21 protein-coding genes and 5 pseudogenes are annotated in these 25,934 nt (G+C 71.4%); 16 read left to right on the top strand and 10 right to left on the bottom strand.

Translation table 11 applies throughout. The annotated features are described in order from the left end of the window. Positions 1-73: 73 nt before the first annotated feature. The gene (gene cynR, locus OG972_RS06695) at positions 74-982 is read right to left on the bottom strand and encodes a transcriptional regulator CynR (RefSeq protein WP_266979198.1); all 909 of its coding nucleotides are present in this window, start codon (positions 980-982) and stop codon (positions 74-76) included. 288 nt (positions 983-1,270) lie between these two features. Between cynR and OG972_RS06700 the strand changes: the two genes are divergently transcribed. The 4 genes from OG972_RS06700 to OG972_RS06715 all read left to right on the top strand — a co-directional run bounded on the left by OG972_RS06700 (position 1,271) and on the right by OG972_RS06715 (position 4,221). Beyond that, positions 1,271-1,885: a carbonic anhydrase gene (locus tag OG972_RS06700; protein ID WP_266979200.1), complete on the top strand. Its 615-nt coding sequence runs from the start codon at positions 1,271-1,273 to the stop codon at positions 1,883-1,885. Between the two features lie 78 nt (positions 1,886-1,963). Then, on the top strand, positions 1,964-2,434 hold the full coding sequence (gene cynS, locus OG972_RS06705) for a cyanase (protein WP_266979202.1): 471 nt from the start codon (positions 1,964-1,966) through the stop codon (positions 2,432-2,434). A gap of 174 nt (positions 2,435-2,608) precedes the next feature. Continuing rightward, a complete protein-coding gene (locus OG972_RS06710; protein WP_266979204.1) occupies positions 2,609-3,106 on the top strand; it encodes a nucleoside deaminase in 498 nt (165 codons plus the stop codon). 533 nt (positions 3,107-3,639) lie between these two features. Continuing rightward, entirely contained in the window at positions 3,640-4,221 is a 582-nt protein-coding gene (locus OG972_RS06715) for an ankyrin repeat domain-containing protein (RefSeq protein ID WP_266990310.1), read from the top strand. 24 nt (positions 4,222-4,245) lie between these two features. On the opposite strand, the pseudogene OG972_RS06720 reads toward OG972_RS06715, so the two are convergent. The 4 genes and pseudogenes from OG972_RS06720 to OG972_RS06735 all read right to left on the bottom strand — a co-directional run. Next, positions 4,246-5,511, bottom strand: a pseudogene (locus tag OG972_RS06720) (amidohydrolase). Between the two features lie 38 nt (positions 5,512-5,549). Beyond that, on the bottom strand, positions 5,550-6,821 hold the full coding sequence (locus OG972_RS06725) for an amidohydrolase family protein (RefSeq protein ID WP_266979206.1): 1,272 nt from the start codon (positions 6,819-6,821) through the stop codon (positions 5,550-5,552). 164 nt (positions 6,822-6,985) lie between these two features. Next, entirely contained in the window at positions 6,986-7,144 is a 159-nt protein-coding gene (locus OG972_RS06730; RefSeq protein WP_266979208.1) for a hypothetical protein, read from the bottom strand. A 145-nt stretch (positions 7,145-7,289) separates the two neighbouring features. Then, positions 7,290-7,481: pseudogene (locus OG972_RS06735) on the bottom strand (hypothetical protein); the annotation flags it as partial. 1 nt (position 7,482) lies between these two features. Between OG972_RS06735 and OG972_RS06740 the strand changes: the two are divergent. After that, positions 7,483-7,692 (top strand): annotated as a pseudogene (locus OG972_RS06740) (FAD-dependent oxidoreductase); the annotation flags it as partial. Between the two features lie 97 nt (positions 7,693-7,789). Then, positions 7,790-7,936: pseudogene (locus OG972_RS06745) on the top strand (IS5/IS1182 family transposase); the annotation flags it as partial. 177 nt (positions 7,937-8,113) lie between these two features. Here OG972_RS06745 and OG972_RS06750 read toward each other — a convergent pair. Further along, positions 8,114-8,572, bottom strand: a complete 459-nt coding sequence (locus OG972_RS06750) for a YchJ family protein (RefSeq protein ID WP_266979210.1) — start codon at positions 8,570-8,572, stop codon at positions 8,114-8,116. 30 nt (positions 8,573-8,602) lie between these two features. Then, positions 8,603-9,568, bottom strand: coding sequence for a helix-turn-helix domain-containing protein (locus OG972_RS06755; protein WP_266979212.1), 966 nt, complete (start codon positions 9,566-9,568; stop codon positions 8,603-8,605). Positions 9,569-9,621: 53 nt separating this feature from the next. On the opposite strand from OG972_RS06755, the gene OG972_RS06760 reads away from it, so the two are divergent. Together OG972_RS06760 and OG972_RS06765 are read left to right on the top strand one after the other, a co-directional pair. After that, positions 9,622-10,038, top strand: coding sequence for a cupin domain-containing protein (locus OG972_RS06760; protein WP_266979214.1), 417 nt, complete (start codon positions 9,622-9,624; stop codon positions 10,036-10,038). A gap of 60 nt (positions 10,039-10,098) precedes the next feature. Further along, a complete protein-coding gene (locus tag OG972_RS06765) occupies positions 10,099-11,586 on the top strand; it encodes a membrane-associated oxidoreductase (RefSeq protein WP_266979216.1) in 1,488 nt (495 codons plus the stop codon). 21 nt (positions 11,587-11,607) lie between these two features. On the opposite strand, the gene OG972_RS06770 is transcribed toward OG972_RS06765, so the two are convergent. The 3 genes from OG972_RS06770 to OG972_RS06780 form a co-directional block, all read right to left on the bottom strand. After that, on the bottom strand, positions 11,608-12,417 hold the full coding sequence (locus OG972_RS06770; RefSeq protein WP_266979218.1) for an SAM-dependent methyltransferase: 810 nt from the start codon (positions 12,415-12,417) through the stop codon (positions 11,608-11,610). 68 nt (positions 12,418-12,485) lie between these two features. Next, positions 12,486-12,728: a DUF397 domain-containing protein gene (locus OG972_RS06775; RefSeq protein ID WP_266979220.1), complete on the bottom strand. Its 243-nt coding sequence runs from the start codon at positions 12,726-12,728 to the stop codon at positions 12,486-12,488. 3 nt (positions 12,729-12,731) lie between these two features. Further along, complete coding sequence (locus OG972_RS06780; RefSeq protein WP_266979222.1) at positions 12,732-13,592, bottom strand: helix-turn-helix transcriptional regulator; 861 nt, start codon at positions 13,590-13,592, stop codon at positions 12,732-12,734. Between the two features lie 205 nt (positions 13,593-13,797). Here OG972_RS06780 and OG972_RS06785 point away from each other — a divergent pair, with 205 nt between their 5' ends. The 8 genes and pseudogenes from OG972_RS06785 (at position 13,798) to OG972_RS06820 (ending at position 25,511) form a co-directional block, all read left to right on the top strand. Continuing rightward, complete coding sequence (locus tag OG972_RS06785) at positions 13,798-14,256, top strand: ATP-binding protein (RefSeq protein WP_266979223.1); 459 nt, start codon at positions 13,798-13,800, stop codon at positions 14,254-14,256. Next, on the top strand, positions 14,250-14,693 hold the full coding sequence (locus tag OG972_RS06790) for a hypothetical protein (protein ID WP_266979224.1): 444 nt from the start codon (positions 14,250-14,252) through the stop codon (positions 14,691-14,693). Before OG972_RS06785 ends, OG972_RS06790 begins: the two co-directional genes overlap by 7 nt. A 130-nt stretch (positions 14,694-14,823) precedes the next feature. Beyond that, a pseudogene (locus OG972_RS06795) lies at positions 14,824-15,064 on the top strand (NAD(P)-dependent oxidoreductase); the annotation flags it as partial. 59 nt (positions 15,065-15,123) lie between these two features. Further along, entirely contained in the window at positions 15,124-18,801 is a 3,678-nt protein-coding gene (locus tag OG972_RS06800) for a WGR and DUF4132 domain-containing protein (RefSeq protein ID WP_266979225.1), read from the top strand. Then, the gene (locus OG972_RS06805; protein WP_266979226.1) at positions 18,798-19,934 is read left to right on the top strand and encodes an AAA family ATPase; all 1,137 of its coding nucleotides are present in this window, start codon (positions 18,798-18,800) and stop codon (positions 19,932-19,934) included. Before OG972_RS06800 ends, OG972_RS06805 begins: the two co-directional genes overlap by 4 nt. Beyond that, positions 19,934-22,285, top strand: coding sequence for a DUF5682 family protein (locus tag OG972_RS06810; protein WP_266979227.1), 2,352 nt, complete (start codon positions 19,934-19,936; stop codon positions 22,283-22,285). Before OG972_RS06805 ends, OG972_RS06810 begins: the two co-directional genes overlap by 1 nt. Next, entirely contained in the window at positions 22,282-23,472 is a 1,191-nt protein-coding gene (locus OG972_RS06815; protein ID WP_266979228.1) for a VWA domain-containing protein, read from the top strand. Before OG972_RS06810 ends, OG972_RS06815 begins: the two co-directional genes overlap by 4 nt. Beyond that, a complete protein-coding gene (locus OG972_RS06820) occupies positions 23,469-25,511 on the top strand; it encodes a hypothetical protein (RefSeq protein WP_266979230.1) in 2,043 nt (680 codons plus the stop codon). The genes OG972_RS06815 and OG972_RS06820 overlap by 4 nt, the downstream gene beginning before the upstream one ends. The last annotated feature ends 423 nt before the right edge of the window (positions 25,512-25,934 follow it).

The raw sequence follows: 25,934 nt of genomic DNA on the forward strand, positions 1-25,934 counted from the left end.
TCATTCTCTCATCACGTCGAGGAACGTCGGGTTTGGTATACCGCTAATACGCCGCCGACCGCACCCGTCACGGTCAGGAGGGTGTGTAGCCCCGCTCCCGCACCAGGCGGCTCGCGAGCCGGGTGAAGGCCCGAGCCGCCGCACTCTGGTACGCGCTGTCGCGGCGCAGGAGAGTCACTCGACGCGCGGGCAGGGGCGGATCGAGGGCGATCGTTGTGAGGTGCGGATGGTCGTGCGTGATGGCGTCCGGCAGCACCGTGGCCAGCAAGGGGGTGCGCTGCACGATCTCGATGAGGGCCTGAATGGAGTTGGCCTCCACGGCGATGGGCGGGTTGATGCGGTGCTCGGTGAAGTAGCTGTCGATGTGTCCGCGCGTGACGAAGTCATTGCTGAGCAGCGCGAGACGCTGCTCGGCCAACCTGCTGGGCGGCATCGGCTCCCGCGCCGCGGAATCCGCGTCATGGGCCGCGACGACCAGGCTCAGGGTCTCGGTGAACAAGGCGTGTGCGCTGATGCCGGCGGGATGTGGCGCCTCGAACGCGATCCCCAGGTCGATCTCGTCCGCCAACAGGCTTGCCTCGATGCGATCCTGTGTCATCTCCCGCACTTCCAGGGTGATCCCGGGATGGCGGGTGTGCAGCTCCTGCACCAGCGGGCCGATGAGGTAGGCCGTAAACGTCGGTGTCATCGCCAGCCGCAGCCGGCCCCGGGACAGGTCTGCCACGTCGAGTACGGCACGGTCGGCCGCCGCGAGGTCCCGCAGAGCCCGCCTGGCGTAGTGCACATAGGCGTCGCCGGCGTCCGTGAGCCGGACACTGCGGCCGCTGCGGTCGAGCAGTTGGACGCCGACCACTCGCTCCAGCTGCTTGACCTGCTGGGACAGCGTGGGCTGAGAGATGCGCAGCTCCTCGGCGGCGCGGGTGAAGTTGCCGTGCTCGGCTACCGCGATCAGGTAGCGGAGGTGGCGTAGCTCGGGACCCATGGCCCGAACTATAGGTGTGGGGGCACGGTCCCTCCTGGTCAGGACTTCCCGTCGGCTGCGGCCTTCCCCGGGCGTTCGGTGGCGTCCCCCCGCGCCTACGCGATCCCCGTCATGCCACGCACCGTACGAACGACCGCTGGCACTCGGCCCTGCACACCCGCCGGCACGCACATAGATGTCATCTATAGCAGGCATGGATATCAAGTCTTGGACACTATAGGTGCGGTTCATGCATGGTGAATGACGTCGGCCCGCAAGGGCGGCCGGCCACCCGAGGGGAGTGAACGAATGCACCATCTGTCAGCCGGCATCGCGCATTTCCGCCGTGCCGTGTTTCCCGCCAAGCAGCAGCTTTTCGCCCACCTGGCCACGCATCACCGGCCTGAGACGCTGTTCATCGGCTGCTCCGACGCCCGGGTGACTCCCGAGCTCATCACGCAGAGCGAACCGGGCGAGCTGTTCGTCATCCGGACCGCGGGCAATCTGGTTCCCGCCTACGCGCCTGGCGCGGACGGTGTCGCAGCGAGCATCGAGTACGCCGTTGCCGTACTCGGTGTGACCGACATCGTCGTGTGCGGTCACTCGGCCTGCGGTGCGATGACCGCCCTGGCCGAGGGGCACGACCTGAGCGCGGCCCCGGTGATCGCGGACTGGCTGCGGCATGCGGACGCGGCCCGCGCCAGGGCTCGGGCGACCGCGGCTCCCGCCGCATCGGCCGAGTCCAGGGTGACCACCCTCGTACGCGCGAATGTGGTCGCCCAGCTGCAGAACCTGCGCACCCACCCCTCGGTGGCCCGCGCGCTCGCCGAGCAGCAACTCTCGCTGCATGGCTGGATGTTCGACATCGCGTCCGGGTCGGTCGAGACGCTCGACGACGTCGATCGCGCCTCCGCGGCGGCCTGACGCCCGGCCGGTCCGTTCCCGCTCTCCCCCTCACCTGCCGCGCCTCCCCCGGGCCGGCGCCTAGGAAAGGAAACCCTCATGATTCACGCCCAGTTCTCCCCCACCGCCCGTGAGGCCGTGTCCGTGGCCGCTGTTGCGGCCAAGACCAGCAAGGACCTGACGTGGCAGGAGATCGCCGACGCGGCCGGTCTGTCCGTGGCCTTCGTGACGGCCGCCGTACTGGGCCAGCACGCGCTGCCCGAGGACTCCGCCAAGGCGGTCGGCAAGCTCCTCGACCTCGACGAGGACGCGGTGCTGCTCCTGCAGACCATCCCGACCCGTGGCTCCATCCCCGGCGGCATCCCGACCGACCCGACGATCTACCGCTTCTACGAGATGCTCCAGGTCTACGGCACCACCCTCAAGGCCCTGGTCCACGAGCAGTTCGGCGACGGCATCATCAGCGCGATCAACTTCAAGCTCGACGTGAAGAAGGTCGCCGACCCCGAGGGCGGCGAGCGGGCCGTCATCACCCTGGACGGTAAGTACCTGCCGACCAAGCCTTTCTGACCATAGGTCGGTGACGGCGTACGTCAGGGTTCGACCACCGGCGCACGCCGAAGGCCCCATGACGGCGGTGGGCCGCAGCACCCCTCCCGGCCCACCGTCTCCCCCTTGCTTCCGTGAAGCACCACCCCGAAGCACCACCCGCCCCACAGCCGAGAGGCAGTCCCGGAGGACCCCATGGACTTCGCGCAGCGCACCATCGAGCTCGCCCGCCAGAACGTCGAAGAGGGCGGACGCCCCTTCGCCACCGTCATCGTCAAGGACGGAAAGATCCTCGCCGAGAGCGGAAACAAGGTCGCGCAGACCTCCGACCCAACCGCACACGCGGAGATCCTCGCCATCCGCGAGGCCTGCACCAGGCTCGGCACCGAGCACCTGACCGGCAGCACGATCTACGTGCTCGCCCACCCATGCCCCATGTGCCTGGGCTCGCTGTACTACTGCTCGCCGGACGAGGTCGTCTTCCTGACCACCCGCGACGCCTACGAGCCGCACTACGTGGACGACCGGAAGTACTTCGAGCTCGACACCTTCTACGGCGAGTTCGCCCGCGACTACACCGAGCGCCGACTGCCGATGCGGTACGACCCGCAGGACTCCGCCGTCGACGTCTACCGGCTGTGGCAGAAGCACAACGGCGGCAGTCGACGGATCGAGGGCGCACCCACCGCCTGAACGATTTGGTCAACCACCACAGCGCCGTCCGCCCCGCCGGCGGGGCGGTCCCGCCCTGACTGCCCGGAGGGACCGCCCCCTGCGAGCGAGTCGCGGAACGATGAGCGCCCACGTCCCCCGCATCAACCGATCGGCTGACCCGCGGGTCGTCCCCACGTCCCCTCATCTCCAACCGGTTCAGCGACGACGGAGGCCTATGCGCGGACCGAGCATGGACCGTACTGCCCCTCGCACCCACGCCCCGGTCACCGAAGCACTCCGCCACCCCAGCTCCAAGGACGTCACCCACCACAGCTCCCCCACCGCACCGAAAGAGGAACCCCATGGCCTCTCTGGGCCGCACCACCCGCCTGTTCGTCTCCCTCGCCGGCCTGGCCGTACTCGCGACCGCGTGCAGCACGCAGTCCGACGGTGACGCCTCCGCCCGGCAGAAACCGTCGGCGGGCAGGACCGACTCCGCATCCCCCAAGGACAAGGTCGAACGCTCGGCCTCCCCCAAGCGTTCGGCCGCCGACCCGGCCGCGAGCCGGGACCTGCTCGAAGGCGCACGTTCCGGTGACGCCGACGCCATACGCAGCGCGATCAAGCGGGGCGCGGACCTGGAGACGCGCGACAGCGACCGTCGCACCCCGCTGCTCCTCGCGGCCACCGGCGACCATGTGGAGGCGGCCGAGGTACTCGTCGAGGCGGGCGCGGACCCCGATGCCCTGGACCGGCAGCACGACACCCCCTGGCTGGTGACCGGAGTGAGCGGCAGCGCCGCCATGGCCCGCACCCTGGCGAAGGCCGACCCCGACTACACCATCGTCAACCGGTACGGCGGCACGTCCCTCATCCCGGCCGGCGAGCACGGTCACGTCGACTACATCCGGGAGGTCACCACCAACCCGGACATCGACGTCGACGTCGACGTCAACCATGTCAACAACCTCGGCTGGACCGCCCTCCTGGAGGCCGTCATCCTCGGCGACGGCGGAGAGGACCACCAGGAGTCCGTGAAGCTCCTCCTGGACGGAGGCGCGGACAGGTCCATCGCGGACAAGTCCGGCACGACGGCGCTCGAGCACGCCGAGGAGCGCGGCTACGACGAGATCGCCCGACTGCTGCGCAAGTGACGCACCGCCTGCCGCAGCATGCGACTACAGACGGTCTTGGACCAGCTTTCCGTCGCGGGCGACGACCCGGCCGCCATGGACGACCAGGTCACGGGTGGGCATGTCCACCACGACCTGCGGCAGCCCTTCTCCGCGTACGAGGATGAAGTCGGCCGGCGAGCCGGGCCGCAGGTCGGCCCGGTCCAGACCCATCACCTCGGCGCCGCCGTACGCGCCCGCCTCGAAGCAGTCCGTCAGCTCCTGGTCCAGGCGCACGCCGGTCACCCAGCCCAGGATGTGCGCACGGTGCAGCATGTCGGCGTTCCCGAACGGGCTCCACGAGTCGCGCACCCCGTCCGAGCCCAGACCGACCCGTACACCGTGCTCACGGAGCTTGGCGACCGGCAGCACCAGCGACGCACTCGGCGCGACAGTCGTCAGCGAGATGTCGAGGTCGGCCAAGTCCTTTGCAATACCTGTCAGTTCACTGTCGGACAGGGACGGCAGGCAGAAAACATGGCTGACGGTGACCCTGCCGCGCAGGGACAGCGCCCGGGTGCGGTCGATGATGCCGCGCAGGACCGGCATGCCCTTGTCGCCGCGGTCATGGAGGTGGATGTCCACCCCGACGCCGTAGCGGTCGGCGAGACCGAAGACCAGGTCCAGCTGCTCGTCCATGGCGTTGTCGAAGCTGATCGGGTCGATGCCGCCGATGAAGTCCACGACCCCGCTGCGGACCGCCTCCTTGAGCAGGTCCGCGGTACCCGGTGTGCGGATGACACCGTGCTGCGGGAACGCCACCGTCTACACATCCAGGGCATGCTTCAGGCGCTCACGAGCCTCGGCGAGCCCTTCCACGCACGCCAGCCCGTAGGCCGGGGCGACATCCGCGTGCGCACGCATCGCACGGGTGCCTCGAGTCACCGCGTGGGCCATCAGGCCGTACGCCCGCTCCCCCACCGGACGCCGCTGGCTGCGGAACAACTCCGCGTCCTGCTCGGCAAGTTCGGCGATCGAACCGGCCGGTTTGCGCGACACCCACTCACCACCCCATGTCGTCTTGTCCGGGTGAATGTGCGCATCCACCAAGGACGGCAGGGCGATCCGGCCGTCACCGTCGATCACATCGGCCCCCGCAGGAGCCGCACCCTCGCCGATCCGGCCGTCGACCACGACCAGATCCACCGGCTCGCGCGCCCCGAAGGGCCGCACATTGCGGAAGACCACGTCCCTCAGCGGTCTTGTCCCGGCGTCGGCGCGAGCCGATGTGGATGCCGTGGACGGGTCGGCCGCTGAGGTACGGGACGTCATGTGCGAGGACTCCTTGGGGTCGAGTGAGTGCAGCGGGGTCAGAGCGGGAGGCCCTGTCGGACGACGCGGACCGGCGTCTTGAGAAGGGACACATCCTTGTGCGGGTCACCGGACAGGAGGACGGCATCACCGCTGAATCCGGGGGCCAGCCGGCCCAGGGTCCGCTCCTGGCCGAGGAGTCGGGCAGCGGACGTGGTCGCCGTACGGATGGCGTCCAGCGCGGACAGGCCGGACTCCTTCATCAGCTCCACCTCCCGGCCGATGGGGCGGACCCGGCCGCCGGAGGAGTCGGTGCCTGCCGCCAGCGGTACGCCCATCTCGTGCGCGTCAAGCACGGCACGCTTGAGTACGGGCAGGTAGGTGCGCCCGCGCTCGGCCAGGATCGGGTTGTCGGAGTCGGCGAGCCCGGCGATGGCCGTGAGGGTGGGGGTGAAGTACGTGCCCCGGCGGCGCATTTCGTGGAGCGTGTGCTCCCCGACGAAGACGCCGTGCTCCAGGGAGCGGATGCCCGCGGTCACGGCGTCGTGGCAGCCCTGGCGGCTATAGCTGTGGCAGAGGACACCCTTGCCGCCACGCCGTGCGGCGGACACGATCTCGGACAGCTGCTCGTACGAGTACACCTGTGCGAGCGGGTCCTGCTCGGGCAGGCCGGCGCGTTCGTTGACGCGGGTCTTGATCACGTCGGCGCCACGGGAGAGGTTCACCTCGACCACGCGGCGCAGCGCCTCGGCCGACCGCACGCCGTCCTTCAGGCGGGCCAGGGGGGTGAGGTCCGGGTCGGCGAGAATCGTGTCGCCGAGGTCGGGCGTGACGAAGACGCCCGCGGCGCTGAGCCTGGGCGCCGATTCAGGCAGCCGACGGGCCAACTCCCGTACGGCGATGTCCTGGTAGAAGTTGGTGGAGCCACTGCGTGCGCTGGTCGCGCCCTGGCGGACTGCGTCCCGTGCCTCGGCGACGGTGTTGATGTGGATGTGCGCGTCCACCAGACCGGGCAGCACCCAGCGACCCTGTGCGTCGAGGCGCGGCAGGCCGTCCGGCGTGTCCACACGACCGCGGGCCCCGGCTGCACGTACCACTCCGCCGCGGATCACGACGACCGCGTCCTCGGTGACCTCACCGGTCTTCGGGTCGAGCAGCGTGCCGCCCTCGATGATCAGGTCCCCGGTGCGCTGGGCGCCCTTCGGGGTGGCACCCAAGGCCTGGGGCGCGGCACTGAGCGCGGCGGCGGTGCCGGCCAGGGCGGCGGCACCGGCCAGCACTCCGCGACGGGTGACCCGGCTCGAGGGGGGTGGGACTGACTCGACACACATGGCGGACTCCTGGGCGTTTGATACCTGCCTCCGGCCCACTTTTTGTATACCAAATGAGTGAGACAGACAAGATCCCGTCCCACCAATCCCGAATAATCCACGCATTGACACCTTCGATGGGGCCGGTCTTGGTATACCCAACTCGAAGGTGAGCGAACGCGAGCTCACCGCGCCTCGTGGATGACGTTCTTGCTCAGCACGAAGCGCGCGCCCTTCACGCCGTTCACCATCTTTGTGGCCCTCAGGTCCCCGGCGACGCTCAGCAGGGAGCAGGACTCCCGCCGGGACAGTCCCCAGCAGCGCAATTCAGACGCGCATCGCATGGTCGAACACTCGCCCGCGGCAGGCCGCACGATTCGATCACCGTCACGCGGGTGGGTGCATTCGGGCGTTCCGACAACGCAGCGAGGTGCCGCAGCTGTCGTCGTGCGCCCGCCGGGGATCACGGGGCAGCCCTTGCTGATCGCTTCAGAATGAGGGCGCGGGCGGCGGAGGCAGATGAGGCTGCAGGCCAGTTCGAGCAGGACCGTGGATGTCCGGGTCCTCACGTAGGGCAGCGGCGACCAGGCCTCCGAGGGCCTCGCGCGGTACGTCGCCGCCGCTCACCAACCGGTCGAAGACCAGTCCGTCGACGCAGGTCAGCAGGGTGTGAGTGCGATTCGAAGCCGCGCTCGCCCGCTACGACGCCGAGCGCCGACCGCGCAGCCAGGCAGTCGCGCGGGCCGCCCGGCAGGCCGGGCGGATGGGCCAGCAGCTCTCCCACCCACTGGCCGTCGCCCTGCGGAACACGGCAATGAGGCTGACACCCTCCCACCTCGCAACCCGCATGATCCTTCGTCACCACGCCTGGGCCCCACCACAGCTGAACTGATCCGATTCGCCCCCTCCAATTCACCACCAGACACCTTGCGGGACAAAGTCGAGCTGCGGGTCCTGCCCCTGGAGGACTCGGTGGGCGGGGTGTCCGCGTGCGTGCTGATCTTGTTCCGGACGACCTGGGGGAGCGGGTGGCGCCACTGTTGCCACCCTCGCCTGAACGGCGCCACCGCTACCCCGGGCGACTGCGCGTTCCCGACCGAGCAGCCCTCGCCGGCGTCATGTACGTGCTGCGGACCGATGTCGCCCGACGCGACGGCCAGCGGGCCGCGGAGTTCATTGAGGGCGTGTCCGGGACTCCGTCGGCGCATCTGCCGTACGCGGATCTCGCGGTGACGCTTCTGGACGAGGCCGAGAAGCCGACGCTCCACCGCAGGCGGGTGTCCGTCTTCAACTGAGCCGGGCACGGGCAGCCGTCAGTCGACGAAGACCGCTGTCTCGTAGACCCAGGCACCCTCGTGCCGGACGAACCGGCTCTTCTCATGGAGCGAGTCCGGTCGGCCGTGGTCCATGTAGTGGGCGCGGAAGGTGACCGTGCCCGTGGTGTGGAACGCGCTGCCGTCCGTCGTCTCCAGGATCTCCAGGCGCACCCAGCGCATGCCGGGATCGAAGTCGAGGACGGGCGGCCGGGTGTCCGGGTGCCAGGTGCGGAGGAGATACGCCGCGTCCTGGACGACGAAGGCGGCGTACCGCGAACGCATCAGCGCCTCGCAGGTCGGCGCGGCGGCGGTCCCTGCGTGAAACCGTCCGCAGCAGTCCGCGTACGTGGCGGGCAGGCCGCACGGGCACGGCGAAGCCGGAGTGATCGAGCTCTCCGGGGCGGTCCGGGTGCTTGCGGCGGAGGGCTGCCGGGGGCGTGTGCTGCGTCGGGACATGCGTCCATTGTGACCTGCGGCGGGACCGGGTCAGTGCGTCAGGGTGAACCTGCGTCGGTACTCGGTGGGGGTGAGCCCGGTACGGCGGCGCAGCTGGGCGCGCAGGTTCGTCGCCGTTCCGAGCCCGCTGGCTCGGGCGACCACCTCGAGGCGTTCCTCGCCGCGCTCCAGCAGCCGGCAGGCCAGGGTGATCCGCCGCTCGGTCAGCCAGCCGAGCGGTGTCGTGGCCAGCTGGGCGCGGAAGCGGCGGTGCAAGGTGGCGGGGCTGACGGCGGCGCGGGCGGCGAGGCCGGTCACCGTGAGCTCCGTCCCGAGGCGCTCCTCCGCCCAGGCGAGCAGCGGACCCAGCGAGGTGTCGGGGACCTCGGGCAGCGGGTGCTCGACGAACTGGCGCTGGCCGCCGTCGCGGTGGACCGCGAAGACCAGCCGGCGGCTGACGGCGGCCGCGATCTCCGCGCCGTGATCGCTCCGGACGATGTGGAGGCCCGTGTCGAGGGCGGCGGCGCTGCCCGCCGCAGTGATCACCTGCCCGTCGTCGACGAACAGCACATCGGGGTCGAGTCGGACCTGCGGGAAGCGGGCGGTGAAGGCGCCGGCCCAGCTCCAGTGGGTGGTGGCCCGGCGTCCGTCCAGCACACCGGCGGCGGCGAGCGTGAACGTGCCCGTACAGAAGCTGACCAGTCGGGCGCCCCGGTCGGCGGCGCGTCGGATCGCGTCGAGGACGGCCGGGGCGGGGTCGGTTTCCGGGTCGGGGCGGTTCGGAACGATGACGGTGTCGGCCCGGTCGACGGCTTCGAGTCCGGCGACCCCGCCGAGCTGGAAGAAACCCTGGTGCATCCGCACGGTCGGGGTCTCGGCGCAGAGCGCGAAGTCGTACCAGGGCACGGGCAGCTCAGGGCGGCGCAGCCCGAAGAGTTCGGTGGCCACGCCCATCTCGAAGGGGTTGGAACCGGCCGAGACGATCATCACGACCCGATGCGAGGATTCTTGCGCCATATGCGATTCATAGCACTCACCCTTCGTGGGGCCCGGCGCCGAGGATGGGGATCATGAGCGATGACACGACGAAGGCCGGTCCGGACCCCATCCTGCTGAGCGAGGCCCTCGCGACGTTCGAGACCCTGTGGAGCCCGCGGATCGTGACCCGCGTCAACGACTACGACGTACGGGTCGCGAAGGTCCGGGGCGAGCATGTCTGGCACGTCCATGACGACACCGACGAGTTCTTCCTCGTCCTCGACGGCACACTCGACATCGTCCTGCGCGAGGACGGCGGCGAGCGCATGGTCACGCTCGACCGGGGCGCGGTGTTCGTCGTCCCGCGCTCCACCTGGCACAAGCCGTTCTCGGCGGACGGTGCCTCGCTGCTGCTGTTCGAGCCGTCCGGTACGTCGACGGTGGGCGACCGGCACGACGACGTACCCGGACATGTCGACGCGACGACCGGACACGCCTTGGGCGGCTGAACACGGGGCGGAGCAGCGGGGGGTTGACACTCCGTCGGGCTGCGGGCCAGAGTCCCGCCGATGGAGATCACCGAGCTGACTGCCGCCGAGCGCCGTGTCCGGGACGCCTTCCCGCGCGGCACAGCCGTCGATTTCCGTACGGGGGTGGCGGCCGAGGACGATCCGGAGACCGGGGACAGCTGGGGTCCTGAGCGCACGGTACGTGCCGAGGTGCTCAGGGCGCTGCTGGTCGGCGGCCCGCAGGAGGACGGGCAGGTGCCCGCTCTGCGGGTGCTGGGCGCACGGATCACCGGCGCTCTGAACATCCGGTACGTGACCACGGAGTGCGCGGTCGCGCTGTCCGGATGCCGGTTCGACCAGGCGCCGAACCTGTACGGCGCGCGGCTGCGGCAGCTGGCGCTGAGCGGTTCGGTGCTGCCGGGACTGACCGCGGCGACCGTCCACGTCGACGGCGTACTGCGGCTCACCGACTGCCGGATCTCCGGCCCGGTCCGGCTCGGCGGTTCGAAGATCGCCCAGGCCCTGTTCTTCGACCGAACCCGCATCGGAGTGAACGCGGACGGTACGACCGCGCCCAACGGCGAGGCGGTGCTGCAGCTCAATCACGCGGTCGTCGAGGACGACTTGTGGTGGCCCGGTCTCGTCGTGCACGGCGAGACCCGGCTCGGCGGCGCCGCCGTGACCGGGCAGATCCTGCTCGACGACGCCCACCTGTGCAACCCCGGGGCGACCGCACTGCATGCCGAGAATCTCGGTGTCGGCTCCGATCTGCACGGGATGCGGATCCGGGTCCAGGGGCGGGTCGATCTGCGCGGCGCCCGGATACCGGGGCAGCTCAACCTCGCGTACGCCTGGCTGTCCAACCCCGGCGGCGTGGCGCTCCGTGCCAGCAGTAGCACGATCGGCGAACTCTGGCTCCGGGAGGCCGCCCCGATCGACGGCAGAGTGAATCTGCGCCGGGCGAAGGCCGACCTCATCCATGCCACCCCATCGGTCTGGCCGGAGCAGGTCCGGCTCGACGGGCTGACGTACGCCACGCTCCTCCCCCATCTGCCGGCCGAGCGGCGGCTGCCGCTGCTCGAACGGGAGGAGGAGGGCTATGTGCCGTACGCGTACGAGCAGTTGACGGAGGCGTACCGGCGGATCGGCGACGACGACGCGGCGCGCACGGTGCTCCTCGCAAAGCAGCGCAGACACCGTGCCACCCTGCCCGCGTACGCACGGCTGTGGGGGCATCTCCAGGATGTCACCGTCGGGTACGGCTTCCGGCCGGTGCGGGCCGCGGCCTGGCTCTTCTCGCTGCTGCTGGCCGGGGCGCTGGTGTACGCGCTGCATCATCCGAGCCCGCTGAAGGCGGACGAGGCTCCGCCGTTCAGTCCGTTCGTCTACACACTGGACCTGCTTCTGCCGATCGTCGACTTCGGGCAGGAGCGGGCGTTCAATCCGCAGGGCTGGTACCAGTGGCTGTCGTACCTCCTCATCGCGACCGGGTGGCTGCTCGCGACGACGATCGCCGCGGGCATCACCCGGTCGGTCAGCAGGCAGTGAGCGTGCCGGTGACGGCCCGGGTCAGGGCTTGCGGGCCACACCCGCGTAGCCGGGGATCGGCTCGTCGCCGGGTACGTCGATGACCTCACCGAGCTCCGGGCGCCAGTCGGCGGAGAGCGAGACGCCCGGCTCCACGAGTTCGAGTCCGTCGAAGAACGCGGTGAGTTCGGCGCGCGAGCGCGGACGCAGCGTCATCCCGCGGGCCTTGTACATGGCCGACGCCTGCGCCGCACCCTCGGGGTTGAAGTCCCCGGTGGTGTGCGAGAGCACCAGGTAGCTGCCCGAGGGAAGCTTCTCCACCAGCCGGTCGACGAGCTCGGCGGCACCGTCCTCGTCGTCGAGGAAGTGCAGCAGGGCCAGCAGGGACAGCGCGATCGGCTTGCTGAAGTCGAGTACCTTGCCCGCCTGTTCGAGTATGGTCTCCGGCTCGCGGGCGTCGACCTGGAGGTACTCGGTGGCGCCCTCGGGAGTGGAGCGCAGCAGAGCCGCCGCGTGCGCGAGGACGATCGGGTCGTTGTCGCAGTAGACGATGCGCGCGTCCGGGGCCGTCTGCTGGGCGATCTGGTGGAGGTTCGGCTCGGTGGGGATGCCGGTGCCGATGTCGAGGAACTGCCGTACGCCCTGGTCGGCGAGCCAGCGGGTGGCGCGGTGCATGAACGCCCGGTTGACCCGGGCCATGTCACGGCCGCGGGCGTCGAGGGCCAGGAGCTGCTGCGCCATCTGTTCGTCGACCGGATAGTTGTCCTTGCCACCGAGGAACCAGTCGTACATCCGGGCGGGATGCGGCTTGCTGGTGTCGATCTCGATGGGCTGGGCCTCGTGCCCGGTCATAGCGCGCTCCTGGGGTCCGTGGATCGGCGAACTGAGACTGAGTGTGGAAAGGACAGACGCCGGAGGCGTCAGATTCCGGTCAGGAGGAAGTCCGCCTGGCCGGCCTTGGCTCCCTGGATGAAGGCGGCGATCTCACGGTGGGTGTAGATCAGGGCGGGGCCGTCGGGATCCGCGGACTGACGTACAGCGACTCTGCCGTCGGCCAGCTTCATGGCCTCGACGCAGTTGCCGCCGTTCCCACCGCTCCACGGCTTGTACCAGCCTTCGGAGCCGAGTTCGCGGGCGGGCATGCCGTTGTATATGGGGTCCATCGATCACAGCTCCTTGCGGAATTCCCGGAGGATTTCCTTCGTGCGTTGTGCAGTTGCGGCCTGAGCCGCCATGCGGTCCATGACTTCGAGGTAGGAGGCCACCTCGGGGCGCGCGTCGAAGTAGACGGCGCCGGTCAGGTACTCGCTGTACACCATGTCGGGCAGTTCGGGGACGCCGAAGCGGAAGAGGACGAACGGGCCGTAGGTACCCGGGTGGTGACCGGTCGCGAACTCCGCGATCTGCAGTGTCACATGGGACATCTCGGTGGCGTCCAGCAGCCGGTCGATCTGTGCGCGCATGGCGTCGGCGCTGCCGACGGGACGGCGCAGGACCGTCTCGTCCATCACCACCCACAGCTTCGGGGCATCCGGCCGCGTCAGCAGGGACTGCCGCTCCATCCGCAGCGCCACATGACGCTCGATGTCCTCGGGCCGGGTCTGGCCCACGGCGCCGGTACCCATCACCGATCGGGCGTAGTCCTCGGTCTGCAGGAGTCCGGGGACGAAGTGCGGTTCGTACATGCGCAGGAGGCTCGCTGCGCCCTCCAGGCTGACGTACATGCTGAACCAGTCGGGCAGGACGTCGTGGAACCGCTGCCACCAGCCGGGCTTGTTGGCCTCCTCGGCCAGCTCGACGAAGGACTCGGCCTCCTCGTCGGCGATCCCGTAGGCCTTCAGGAGCAGTTGCACATAGGGGATCTTGAGCGCGACCTCGGCGGTCTCCATCCTGCGTATCGTCGCGGGAGCGACCCGGAGCACCTTGGCAGCCTGGTCACGGCTCAGGCCGACGCGCTCCCGCAGATCCTGCAGGCGCTTGCCGAGAACGACCTGACCCACGGTCGGGGCGGACCGCGGTTCGCTCACTTCAGACCTCCCGATGCGCTGTTTGCGAGCAGTGTGCCATGCGTATGCCGTCAAAGACACGACCACTCTGAAAATTTCAGAGTGCCCCTTGCCAAGTGTTCACGACAGGGGGAGAGTTGGTGAGTGAACCAGTTCACGCAGTCATGCCCGCCCTCATGCCCTGAGATGCGCGGCGTGACGAAGCCCCCACTGTGAGGAATCGGTCGTGGCACCTGGCAGTGCGCTCATCCCCCGGCTCATCGACCTCAGCCCCGGGACGGAAGCGCTCCGATACTGCTTCGCGCTCCCTGCGCACCCGGAGTCGGTGGCCGGTGCACGGCGACTGACAAGGACCCGGCTGGACGAGTGGCAGCTGGACACGGAGGCGCACGACGCGGCGATCCTGATCGTGTCGGAACTGGTCACCAACGCGGTGGTGCACACCGTGAGCACGCGCGTCGTGTGCGAGCTGCGCTGTCTCGAGAGACGGCTGCGCATAGCCGTACAGGACCAGGGGCACCAGCCGGGTGGCCCGGAGCTGCGCCGCACCGCCGACGACGAGCACGGACGCGGCCTGCTGCTGGTCGACGCGTTGAGCAGCGCCTGGGGATCCCGTGACACGGGCGACGGATCGGGCCGCATCGTCTGGGCAGAACTGCCGCACGGCACGGAGCGGACATGTTGAGGAACGCGATGTCCCATCTGCTCGGATCGCGCCTGACCCGCGAGTCCCGGCTGCCCGGTTCCGGGGGTAACCTCGTGCAACTGGCGCTGCCTCCCGCACTGTCGGCGAGCCTGGGCTGCGACGCGGTGGGCGTGCCTGCCGGGTACGGCTTCCGGCTCATGTCCCATCTGCCGCGCACCGGCTGCGTCTTCGCGGACGCCGACCGCTGGTGGTGGATCGTACCGGCGGGCTCGGACCTCGATCTGGACTGGCCGTCGCAGGTCGCATACGCCAGGGGCGCGCACGTCCCCGCCGTGCGGCCCCGACTGATCCACGCACCCGACAGCCGCACGCCGTACACCCCGCCCATCCCGCTCTTCCTGATGGTGTGCCAGGTCACGGGTGTGACGCCGTCCTGGGCGGCGGCCGGTGGTCCGCACGCGGTACCCGCCGGCTGATCGGCCCGTACGGCCGAGGGGGCCGGGGCGTCGTCACCGTCGCCGCGGCCCCTCCGGCCTCTCTTTCGGATCACGCCGGGCTCACGGGGTCCGGCCTGATCCGAAAGAAGGGCCCTCGCCGTGATCGGAGCGGCTTGCTCTGCTGCCGGACGGAGCGGTGCTCATCAATACGGCACGGGGCTCGCTGGCCGACACGGCGGCGCTGACGCATGAGGGGGCGAGTGGCCGGATCGGGGCCGTGCTCGACGTGACCGATCCGGAGCCCCTGCCGCTCGGGGATCCGCTGCTCGACCTTCGAGGTGGAACAGCTGGTCGCGGGGCTGCCGTTCGCCCGCCCCGTCCGCCGCGAGGAGCTGGCACATAGCGCCTGACCTGCGAATTTTCACGTTCTGTAGACCGTCACGCTGCGTTGTCAGTGGCGGGATCTAGTGTGGCAGCACTGATCGAGAAGCCCGCCGCAAGCGGGCTGTCCGGATGTGAAGGGGGCGGGCCGGTGCGGCGCTGGGAGTACGTCGAGGGGACTGCGTCTAAGTTCTGGGAGACCGGGGCCGACGGCGGCGTGGTGACGGTGCGGTACGGGCGGGTCGGCAGCGACGGACGGACGCAGAGCAAGGAGTTCGCGTCGGCGGACGCCGCGCAGGAACAGCTGCGCAGGACGATCGCGGAGAAGGAACGCAAGGGGTACCGCGAGGTGGGCGGGGCGGCATCAGCGGTGAGCCCGGCCCCGGTGGTCGCCGAAGGCGCTGTGCCGGAGGGGACTCCGGGCGCCCTTCCCGACGAGGACACCTTCGAGCTGCCGGCCGTCTGGCGGCGCCACCTCCACCCGAGGCGCGGGGGTGTGCGGCGCGCGACGGCCAGGATCGCGCAGGACACGCTGGACTCGGTGGAGCTCAGGCTCTCCGAGGACCGCGAGTGGATCGCCGAATTCCTGGCAGCTCCGCGCAGCGACGACCGGCTTGTCGAGGCCACCCGGGCGCATCTGGCGGGCAGCCCCGATCCGGTCGGTGCGGCGGTCCTCGCCTCGGTGATCGGCCTTCACCCGCTGACGTACGCGGCATGGGCGGACCACTGGGTCCATGCGTACGGGCTGCCCTTCGCCGCCCGGGCGGTGGTGGAGCTCTTCATGGTCGAGGCGCACTGGATCCAGGAGGGAAGGCGCCGGTACGACCCGTGGCTGGAGCCGCTGACGGTCCGTCGCGGCGCGTTCTGGTCGGGGGCGCGACGACCGGCCGCCGACCGGGTCCGCGCGCTCCTCGCCACCACCGACGAGGAGACCTACCGGGTGGCGGTCGCCGCGCTCGGCGGCTGCCGTGACGAGGTGGTGCGCCGGATCATCGTGTCGTACCTGGTGCCGAGCGAGACGGAGTGGGTGGCCGAGCTCTGCGCCGACCCGCAGGTGGCCGGCGAGAGCGACAGCACCCTGCGCTCCATGGTGTTCTGTTCGCTCCACGCTCCCGAGCAGGTCGGCCAACTGGGCGGGCGGGTCGGATACGCCTGGTCGGCCGCGACGGTCGGCACGGTCGCCGAGGGCATCGGAACGGCGGTCGCGCCGTTGCTGGCCGACCGCCTGAGCGACAACTACTCCACGGACTATGTGAAGTTCCTCGCGAACGCGCTGGTGGAGCTGCCGTCGGACGAGGCGTTCGGCTTTCTCCTTGCCCACTCGGACGCGAAGCACGTCCGGGCCGCGCTGTTCGAGGCGGCGCACCGCTATCCGGTCCGCGCTCTGCGGCTGCTCGCCGCTGCTGTGCGGGACGGTTCGGCTCCGGGGTCCGCCGAGTCGACCAGGCTGCTGCTCGCCGGGCACATCGCCGCCCACCGCGACGTGGTGACGACGGTGCTTGCGACGCTCGACCCCGACCTTGTCGCGGTGATCGATCCGCTGCTCAACCCGGTCGGCCGGGTCGCCGACGTCGCTTCGGACACGCTGCCGGAGCTGCTGGTCTCCCCGCCGTGGTCCCGGCCGCGCAAGCGCACCACCGCCACGGTGATCAGCGGGCTGACGGCCGAGGCGGAGCCGACCGTGTCCTGGCTTCCGGGAGAAAAGGAGGAGTGGGCCACCTGCCGCTCCTGGTACAACCGCGAGCGCGGGCAGGGGGACGCTCCGTACTGGGAGAAGCAGGTCGCTGTGTACGAGGCGACGGACGCGCTGACCAGCCTCCAGCCCGCCTGGATGTTCCTGCACGGCCCGGAGGAGCAGGTCAGGCCCTGGCTCGACAAGTGGGCACCGGACGATCTGTGGGACGTCGAGGAGACGCTGAAGCCGGTCGCCGCCCGCTTCGGACTCGACATGCTTCCGGTGCTGCTCCGCGCGGCGCCCCATCAGCCGAGCTCCATCGCCCCGCTGCTCCTGCCGTATGTGGATGTCGCGGTCGCCCGGCACATGGCGGACTGGTCGGCACGGCTCAAGTCGACTGCGGCGACAGCCCGTTCATGGTTCGCCCGGCACGGCGCCACGGCTGCCGCCCACCTGGTGCCGGACGTGGTCGGCAAGGCGGGGCCCGCCCGTCGCGCCGCCGAGCAGGCACTGGTGCAGATCGCCGCGGTCCACGGGGACGCGGTGGTGCACGACGCCGCCGCCGGGTACGGCGCGGCAGCCGCGGCCGTGGTCGACGAGCTGCTGACGGCCGATCCGCTGGAGCGGGCGCTCCCCGCCAGGTTGCCGGTCGTCCCCGAATGGGCGGAGGCCGCTCTGCTGCCGCAGATCCTGGTCAGGGGCGGCGGCGCTCTGCCGGAGGAGTCGGTCCGGCATGCCCTGATGGTGCTGGCACTGTCCAAGCCGGGGGAGACGTATCCGGGCGTTGCCGTCCTCATGGAGACGGCGGATCCGGAGTCGCTCGCCGCCTTCGCCTGGGCGCTGTTCGAGCAGTGGCGGCTGGCCGGAATGCCGGCCAAGGAGTCCTGGACGCTGCAGTCGCTCGGGCAGCTCGGTGACGACGGGACGGTGCGTCGGCTCACGCCGGTCATCCGCGCCTGGCCCGGCGAGGGCGCCCACCACCGGGCGGTCGAGGGTCTCGATGTTCTCGCCGCCATCGGCACGGATGTGGCACTGCTGCATCTGCACGGCATCTCGCAGCGGGTGAAGTTCAAGGCGTTGAAGGTCCGGGCCCAGGAGAAGATCGCCGAGGTCGCCTCGGGGCTCGGGCTGACCGGCGAGCAGCTCTCCGACCGGCTGGTGCCGGACCTCGGACTGGACGCCGAGGGCTCCACGGTCGTGGACTACGGCACCCGCCGATTCACCGTCGGGTTCGACGAACAGCTGCGGCCCTACGTGCTGGACGGCGACGGCAAGCGCCGCAAGGATCTTCCGATGCCGGGTGCGCGGGACGACGCGGAGCTGGCCCCGGCCGAGCGCAAGCGGTTCATGGCGCTGAAGAAGGATGTGCGGACGATCGCTTCCGACCAGGTGCGGCGCCTGGAGGCGGCGATGGTCGCACGGCGCTCCTGGACGATGGCCGAGTTCCGGGAGCTTTTCCTGCAGCATCCGCTGCTCTGGCACCTGGTGCGCCGGCTGGTGTGGCTGAGCGAGACCGACGGGGTGACGACCGCGTTCCGGGTGGCGGAGGACCGTACCTTCGCGGATGTCGAGGACGACGCCTTCGAGCCGGCCGACGGGGCGACGGTACGGATCGCGCACCCACTGGCGCTGGGCGAACGGCTGGACGACTGGTCCGAGGTGTTCGCGGACTACGAGATCCTGCAGCCGTTCCCACAGTTGGGACGCGCCGTGTTCCGGCTGACGGACGAAGAGGCCGACGGCTACCGGCTGACCCGGTTCGAGGGACTCAAGGTGCCGACCGGCAAGGTGCTCGGGCTGGAGCGGCGCGGCTGGGAGCGGGGGACGCCGCAGGACGCCGGGGTCGAGCGGTGGATCTCCAAGCGGCTCGCGGACAACGTGTACCTGGTCATCGCCCTGGACGACGGGATCGCGGTCGGAGTCGTCGACATGTTCCCGGACCAGACCCTCGAAACGGTATGGCTCGACGATCACCCCAGCGACCACTTCCCCCGCCACTCCTATCCGCTGCGGTTCGCCGGGCTCGACGCGGTGACCGTCTCCGAACTCCTCGCCGACCTGGCGGAGCTGACCGAGGGTGTCGCGTCGTGACCGCGCAGACGCCGGACGGGGTGTCGGGGCCCTCCGTGCAGCGGCCCCCGGCCGAGGTCAGGTACGCGGCGGAGCTGGACACGCTGCGCGCCGGCGACGGCGATCCACGGCCGCCGGGCTGGCAGCTGAGCCTGCGGGCGGCGCGCCGGTTCATCATCGGTGACACGGACGCCGGCATCAGCCGGAAGTTCGTCGGCAATCCGTCGCTCGTCGACCGGGCGCTGGTGACCCTGGCGACAAACCGCGGCCTGATGCTGGTGGGCGAACCGGGTACCGCCAAGTCGCTTCTCTCCGAGCTGATCGCCGCCGCGGTCAGCGGGGACTCGACGCTGACGGTGCAGGGTGGCGCGGCCACCACCGAGGACCAGATCAAGTACGGCTGGAACTACGCGCTGCTGGTCGCCGAGGGCCCTTCGGCGCGGTCGCTCGTCCCGGCGCCGATGCTGCGCGGAATGGCGGAGGGCCGACTCGTACGGTTCGAGGAGATCACCCGTTGCCCGCTGGAGGTGCAGGACTCGCTGCTCTCGCTGCTCTCCGAACGGGTGGTGGCGATCCCGGAGCTGACCGGGCCGGACGGCATGGTCTTCGCCCGGCAGGGGTTCAACGTGATCGCGACGGCCAACACCCGGGACCGGGGCGTCAACGAGATGAGCGCGGCGCTCAAGCGGCGGTTCAACTTCGAGACGGTGTTCCCGATCCCCGACCTGGACACCGAGCTGGCACTCGTCGAGGCCGAGGTGAGCACGCTGCTGCGGCGCTCGGGCGTGGAGCCGCCGCCGGACCGGGATGTCCTGGAGGTGCTGGTCGGTACGTTCCGCGAGCTGCGCGCGGGCGCCGGGGCAGGCGGTTCCGACGGCTCCGGGGGCTCGGGGACGGGCTCGGACCGGCCCTCGGCGGTGATGAGCACGGCGGAGGCGGTCTCGGTCGCCCATGCCGTCGGCGTACGCGGCTGGTTCCTGCGCGGCGAACCGGGCAGCGCGGCCGATGTCGTGGCCTGCCTGGCCGGTACGGCGGCCAAGGACAGCCCGGAGGACCTGGCACGGCTGCGCCGCTACCTGGAACAGCACGTGCCGCGCCGCCGCGGCCCGCAGTGGCAGGCCCTCTACGACGCGCGCCACCTGCTGGCCGACTGATGTCCGCCGTCTTCCTGGGGGTGCGCCACCACTCCCCCGCCTGCGCCCGGCTCGTCGAGCGGACCATCGAGGAGCTGCGCCCCGCCCACGTCCTGGTGGAGGGCCCGGCCGATATGAACGCCCGGCTGGACGAACTGCTGCTCGGACACGAGCTGCCGGTCGCGGTGTTCAGCCACTACCGCGACGGGCAGCGGGCCGCGACGTCCTGGGCCCCGCTGTGCGACTACTCGCCCGAGTGGATCGCACTGCGGGCGGGCCGGGCCGCCGGGGCGGAGGTCCGTTTCATCGACCTGCCGGCCTGGCATCCGGCGTTCGCGGAGCGCACCAACCGGTACGCCGACGCGGAGGTCCGGTACGCGGAGGCGACCGAGCGGCTCTGCCGTCATTTCGCGGTGGACTCCTCGGACGCGCTCTGGGACCGGCTGTTCGAGGTGGAGCCGGACAACGGTCTCGCCGCGCGTCTCGATGCGTACTTCGCGCTGGTACGCGGGGACGCGGAGGCGGATTCGGGCGACCGGGCGCGCGAGGCGTACATGGCGGCGTGGGTGCGGGCTGCGGTCGCTGCCGCCGGGGAAGGGCCGGTGCTGGTGGTGACCGGTGGCTTCCACCAGCCGGCACTGCGGGTCCTGGCGTCATCCGGCGGGGACCGCGGGAGCGACGCGCACGGTTGGGCGCTCGGGGCCGACGGGTGGCCGGAGGTGCCCGCTCCGCCGGAGGAGGCGCAGGCCGGGAGCTTCCTCGTGCCGTACTCGTTCCGGCAGTTGGACGCGTTCGCCGGGTATCAGTCGGGCATGCCGTCGCCCGCCTACTACCAGCAGGTGTGGGAGGCAGGTCCCCGGGCGGCCGCCGACGCCTTGCTGCGGGTGGTCGTCGAGCGGCTGCGGGCCCGGAAGTTCCCGGTTTCCACCGCCGATCTGATCGCGGCCCGCAGTCTGGCCGAGGGCCTCACGGCGCTGCGCGGCCATCCGCGGCCCGCCAGGATCGATGTGCTGGACGGCCTCGCGGGCGCCCTGATCACGGACGACCTGGACCGTCCGCTGCCATGGACGACTCGGGGCACGCTGACGACGGGCACCCACCCCGCCGTCGTCGAGATGGTCGCGGCCTGCAGCGGAGACCGCGTGGGGCGGCTGCATCCCGCCACCCCGGCACCGCCGTTGGTGCACGATGTGGCGGCGCAGCTCGGCCGGCTGGGCCTCGACGGCGGCGGAGGCTCCTCGTACCGCCTCGACCTCACCGACGCCGCCGATCTGGAGCGGAGCCGGGTACTGCACCGGCTGCGGGTGCTGGGAATCCCGGGCCACGGTCGGACCGCCGGTCCCGAGCACGGCATCGACCCGGTGTTCACCGAGCGGTGGGAGCCTCGGCCGTCACAGGGGCGGGAGGCCGCGCTGGTCGAGGCGGGGGCCTACGGGGCGAGCCTGGCGGAGGCGGCGGCAGCCGCGCTCACCGAGCGGACCCAGGGCGTTGCCGCCGGGGCCGACGCACTGGCCGAGGTGCTGTTCGACGCCGTGCTGTGCGGGGTGGGCACGCTGTCGGAGCAGTTGCTCACCGAACTGGTGGCGCGAACCGGCGAGCTGAAGGCCGTCGGGCCGCTCGGCGACGTACTCGCCACGACTCTGGGGCTGTGGCGCCACGACCGGGTGTTCGGGGTGGCGCGCGGTCCGCTGCTCGCCGCCGTGATCGACGGGGCGACGGAGCGGCTGCTGTGGCTCCTGGAGGGCGCACGCGGGGGGCCGGGGGTGGACCTCCCCCGGCTGCGGGCCGTGGTGGCTGTGCGGAATGCGGTGCTGCACGCGCAGGAGTTGCTTGCGGTGTCCCGGCCGACCGTGGCCGGGATCGCGCTGCGGATCAGCCGTGACGCGGATGCGCCGATCGATCTGCGGGGCGCCGCTTTCGGGATGCACCGGGCGCTGGGGGGCTCGCCGGGGGCGTCCGGGGATCCCGCCGCGGCGGTGCGTTCGGTGGCGGCGGCCGGTGCGGATGCGCTCGGCGACTGGCTGGCCGGACTGTTCGCGCTCGCCCGCGACGAGGTGACGGGGGAGGCGGAGGGCGGCGGGGACCGGTCGGGCGCGGAGTCTCTCGTCGATGTGCTGGACAGCGTGGTCTGTGCGTTGCCCGACCATGACTTCCTGTCGGGTCTGCCCGCTCTGCGTCAGGCGTTCGCGTTCTTCCCGCCGCGCGAACGCGAACGGATCGCCGGGCAGTTGCTGCGGCGGCGCGGGGTGCGCGGCTCGTCGCGCACGCTGCTGCGGACCACCGCGGACCCGCTGGTGATCGCCCGCGCCGGCGCCCTGGAGAGGAACGTGTCCCGACTGCTGTCCCGTTACGGCCTGGGAGCCGCACCATGACCACGACGCCCGACCCGATGACGCACACGACCCCCCAGGATCGCGGCGGGGTTCCCGACCCGGGGCTGGAGCGCTGGCGGCTGATCCTCGGCTCCGCAGCCGAACGGCACACCGGCCCGCTGGGGCCGGGTCATGCCGACCGGGATGCCGCGCTCGACTGGCTCTACGGCCGGGACCCCGACCTCGCCAGGCGCGGTGTACGCCGGTCGGGGACGGCCGCCCGCCGTACGGGCGGGGACGGCCCCTCGCCGGTGACCGCGATCGACTGGCTCGACGACATCCACCGGCTCTTCCCGAAGGAGACCATCGAGCGTCTGGAGCGGGACGCGGTCGAGAGGTACGGCATCCAGGAGATCGTCACCGACCCGACGGTCCTGGAACGCGTCGAGCCGAGCCCGACCCTGCTGCGGGCGGTGCTGCGCACCAAGCATCTGATGAACCCGCAGGTGCTGCGGCTGGCCCGGCGCATCGTCGAGTCGGTCGTCAAGCACCTGCTGGCCAAGCTGCAGCCGGAGATCCGCCGGGCGTTCCACGGCACCCGCTCCCGGCAGCCGAGCCGGGTGCCGCTTGCCAGGGACTTCGACTTCCGGCGGACCGTACGGGCCAACCTCGCCCACTACCAGCCGGCGGAACGGCGCCTCCTGATCGAGCGGGCGCACTTCCATTCCCGTACCCAACGCCATCTGACGCAATGGCAGTTGATTCTGCTGGTCGACCAGTCGGGCTCGATGGCCGGATCGGTGATCCACTCGGCGGTGACCGCCGCCTGCCTGTGGGGGCTGCCCGGTCTCAAGACGCACCTGGTCGCGTTCGACAGCAATGTGGTGGATCTGACCTCCGATGTGACCGACCCGGTGGAGTTGCTGATGCGGGTCCAGCTCGGCGGCGGCACGGACATCGCACGGGCCGTGCAGTACGGCGCGGGCCTGGTGGAGAACCCGCGTCGCACGATCGTCGCCCTGATCACCGACTTCTACGAGGGCGGCGACTCCTACCGGCTGGTGCGCACGGTGCGCGGGCTGGTGGAACAGGGCAGCACGGTACTCGGCCTGGCCGCGCTGGACGAGGACGCGAACCCCGACTACGACCGCGAACTGGCCGGCCGACTCGCCGAGGCGGGGGCGCACATCGGCGCGATGACACCGGGCCGACTTGCCGAGTTCGTCGCCGAGAGGCTGGGCCGATGACCCGGACGAGCACCGGCGCGGGGCCCGGGATGAGCACCGGGACGACCGCGGAGGCAAGCACCGATACATCCGGCGCGTCCGCAACCCGTGCCGACCTGCTGGCCCTCACCCCGGAGACACTCGCCGCGCTCGCCAATCGTGGCCTGGTCAAGCGCGCCACGAAGGACTTGGACACGGGCACGGCGCCCGCTCTCACCACCGGGCCCGACACCACCGTGAGCGCTCGCTTCGACGACGGCACCACGACAGTCCTGCCGCCCGGCGCCGGTCTGGGCGACGGCAGCTGCAGCTGCGCCGCACCGGGCGTGTGCCGCCACCTCATCGCCCTCGTCCTCGCCTATCAACGCCATGCCGAGGCCGACGCGGACGCCTCCCCCTCCCCCGTCAGTGACTGGTCGCCCGGCAGCGTCGACGACCGCGCCCTGACCGAGGCTCTCGGTGCCCGGGCGCTCACCGCGGCCCGTCGCACGTTCGACCGCGGCTACGGCGCCCTGGTGCACCGGCCCACTGCTGACCGCCCTGGCCCCTGGGTGGAACTGCCCACCTGCACGGTGCGGTTCCCGGTGCCCGGCGAGATCGCGTACGCGCTGACGGACGCGTCCGCCGCGGTGCGGGACGAGATGGTGACGCTGGCGGTCTGGGCGTTCCGGGCCGCCGACGAAGCGGGGACCGAGGACCGTTCCACCACCGTGCAGGTCGGCGGCCGCTCCACCGGCACGCACCCCGCGGCACGGCCCGAACTGGACGCCGCCGCGGCACTCGCCGACGAACTGCTGCGGGAAGGCGTGGCCCATGCCGGTCCGCTGCTCCGCGCTGCACTGACCCGCGCCGGTGAGGCGATGACCGCGGCGTCCCTGCACTGGCCGGCCGGTGCGGTCGCCGACCTGGCCGGCCAGCTCACCGCCTACGCCGACCGCAGTGCCCATTACCGCCCGGAGCTGGTTGCCGCTCTGCTCACCGAGGTTCACGCCCGTCGACGGGCCGCCGCGGTCCCCGGCGCCCTCGGCACCCGGGAGACCGGGGACACCCCGCTGCGCCGGGTCCGGCTCACCTCGCTCGGCTGCCGGGTCCGCGGCACGGCCGAAGCACCCGTCGCCGAGGTGTATTTCGCGCACCCCGGCGCAGGAACCGTCCTGGTGCTCCGCAAGGAGTGGACCGCCACCGACGGCCAGGAGCTCACGGGCCACCGGCTCGCCACACGCCGGGTCCTGTCCACGCCCCTCGCCTCGCTGGCCACCGGAAGCCTGGTCAGCGAGAACATCCGGCGCACCGCGAGCCGCGCCCTCACCATCACCCGGAGCCGCCTCGGCACCACGAGCATCACCCCGGTCGGCGCGGCCTGGACGGAGCTCCCTGAGCCGTTGCTCGTGCGGGACCTCTCGGCGCTCGCCGCGGGCTGGGAGGGGCAGCCGCCGCGGCTGATCCGCCCCCGCGTCGAGGCGGAAACCGTCCGGGTGGTCGCCCTTTCTGCGATCGAAAGCGTCGGGTACGACCCCGCGGAACAGCGCCTCGAAGCAGCGGTACGGGACGTCTCGGGGACGTCCGCCCTGCTGACGTCCCCCTACCGGCCGGAGTGCCCCGGCGCCCTGGACGCCTTGGCCGATGCGCTGGAGAGCGGAGCCACGCACGTCAGCGGTTCGGTGCACCGCGCCGGCGGCGGGATCCGGATCGACCCGATCGCGGTGCTCACCCCGGCCGGGGTGACGGTGCCCGATCTGGCCCGTGGTGACGGGTCCACGGCCCTGGCAGCGGCCGTGCACCGGACACCCGATCCGCTGACCGAGGCGCTGGACGAGGCGATATCCGCTCTTGCCGCCGCGGCCCACAACGGGCTGCTCCGTCCGACGGCACCGGCCAGGTCCCGTATCGACGCGGCGGCGACCGCCTTGTCACGGACCGGGCTGTCCCGAGCGGCGGCACTGCTGCGGGCGTTCCTGAACACCCTGGACCAGCAGCCGGAGAACGGGCGCACCGAAGCCTGGCTGGAGGCTCAGCTCCACCTCCTGATCAGCAGCGAACTCCGGGCCGCCGAAGGCTGACGACGCTCCGGACTCGGCCCTGTTCTCCCAGGGCGACGGCCGGAGATCCGTACGGCATGCGGGTGCGGGAGCCTGTCAACTCCACGCTCGCCCACGCCGCCGGAGCGGCCCGTGCCCACGTCGGCGGGCGGTTCACCTCGCCTCAGCCTCCAGGAGTTCGGCGACCGGCGCCCGTTCGACCGCGGCGGTACCGATGCCCACCGGGCCATGGGCCACCTGCATCACAGACACCTCCCGGTCCGGGCTGCACGCGCGCCTCGCGCAGGGCAAGCCCGTCGCGGTGACCGACCACGGAGCCTGTGCGAACCGGGCCCGGGTGAGCGCGGGTGAGCGCGGCGGCCCGGCGGTGCACGCCGGGCCCGGCCGAGCACGGCCCCGACCACCTGTGCCGCGACCGGAGGCCGGCGCCTCTGCTGAGTTCCG

The organism is Streptomyces sp. NBC_01669, assembly GCF_026339735.1.
In the GTDB taxonomy this organism is placed as follows: Bacteria; Actinomycetota; Actinomycetes; order Streptomycetales; family Streptomycetaceae; genus Streptomyces; species Streptomyces yanii.

Excerpts from the sequence above, each read along its gene's own strand:
- cynR (WP_266979198.1), bottom strand. The coding sequence starts at position 982 with ATGGGTCCCGAGCTACGCCACCTCCGCTACCTGATCGCGGTAGCCGAG.
- OG972_RS06700 (WP_266979200.1), top strand. The coding sequence starts at position 1,271 with ATGCACCATCTGTCAGCCGGCATCGCGCATTTCCGCCGTGCCGTGTTT.
- cynS (WP_266979202.1), top strand. The coding sequence starts at position 1,964 with ATGATTCACGCCCAGTTCTCCCCCACCGCCCGTGAGGCCGTGTCCGTG.
- OG972_RS06710 (WP_266979204.1), top strand. The coding sequence starts at position 2,609 with ATGGACTTCGCGCAGCGCACCATCGAGCTCGCCCGCCAGAACGTCGAA.
- OG972_RS06725 (WP_266979206.1), bottom strand. The coding sequence starts at position 6,821 with ATGTGTGTCGAGTCAGTCCCACCCCCCTCGAGCCGGGTCACCCGTCGC.
- OG972_RS06730 (WP_266979208.1), bottom strand. The coding sequence starts at position 7,144 with ATGCGATGCGCGTCTGAATTGCGCTGCTGGGGACTGTCCCGGCGGGAG.
- OG972_RS06750 (WP_266979210.1), bottom strand. The coding sequence starts at position 8,572 with ATGTCCCGACGCAGCACACGCCCCCGGCAGCCCTCCGCCGCAAGCACC.
- OG972_RS06755 (WP_266979212.1), bottom strand. The coding sequence starts at position 9,568 with ATGGCGCAAGAATCCTCGCATCGGGTCGTGATGATCGTCTCGGCCGGT.
- OG972_RS06760 (WP_266979214.1), top strand. The coding sequence starts at position 9,622 with ATGAGCGATGACACGACGAAGGCCGGTCCGGACCCCATCCTGCTGAGC.
- OG972_RS06765 (WP_266979216.1), top strand. The coding sequence starts at position 10,099 with ATGGAGATCACCGAGCTGACTGCCGCCGAGCGCCGTGTCCGGGACGCC.
- OG972_RS06770 (WP_266979218.1), bottom strand. The coding sequence starts at position 12,417 with ATGACCGGGCACGAGGCCCAGCCCATCGAGATCGACACCAGCAAGCCG.
- OG972_RS06775 (WP_266979220.1), bottom strand. The coding sequence starts at position 12,728 with ATGGACCCCATATACAACGGCATGCCCGCCCGCGAACTCGGCTCCGAA.
- OG972_RS06790 (WP_266979224.1), top strand. The coding sequence starts at position 14,250 with ATGTTGAGGAACGCGATGTCCCATCTGCTCGGATCGCGCCTGACCCGC.
- OG972_RS06810 (WP_266979227.1), top strand. The coding sequence starts at position 19,934 with ATGTCCGCCGTCTTCCTGGGGGTGCGCCACCACTCCCCCGCCTGCGCC.
- OG972_RS06815 (WP_266979228.1), top strand. The coding sequence starts at position 22,282 with ATGACCACGACGCCCGACCCGATGACGCACACGACCCCCCAGGATCGC.
- OG972_RS06820 (WP_266979230.1), top strand. The coding sequence starts at position 23,469 with ATGACCCGGACGAGCACCGGCGCGGGGCCCGGGATGAGCACCGGGACG.